The sequence below is a fragment of the Paenibacillus sp. MER TA 81-3 genome, assembly GCF_023713585.1.
In the GTDB taxonomy this organism is placed as follows: domain Bacteria; phylum Bacillota; class Bacilli; order Paenibacillales; family Paenibacillaceae; genus Paenibacillus_B; species Paenibacillus_B profundus.
Genome location: NZ_JAMAWB010000156.1, coordinates 1 through 245 on the forward strand (window position 1 = coordinate 1; position 245 = coordinate 245).

Sequence of the window (245 nt, forward strand, 5' to 3'; positions counted from 1 at the left end):
CGGGATGGACGTACCGCTGGTGTACCAGTTGTCTCGCCAGAGGCATGGCTGGGTAGCTACGTACGGAAGGGATAAGCGCTGAAAGCATCTAAGCGTGAAGCCCCCCTCAAGATGAGATTTCCCAATTTAGTAAGACCCCTTGAAGACGACGAGGTAGATAGGTTCGGGGTGGAAGCACAGCAATGTGTGGAGCTGACGAATACTAATCGGTCGAGGGCTTATCCTAAGCAATATGATTCGAAGCA

At 51.8% G+C, this 245-nt stretch carries 1 rRNA gene; it reads left to right on the forward strand.

What is annotated here, in order from left to right:
• Nucleotides 1–226 (forward strand): 23S ribosomal RNA (locus M3650_RS31670); the annotation flags it as partial.
• Nucleotides 227–245 lie beyond the last annotated feature (19 nt).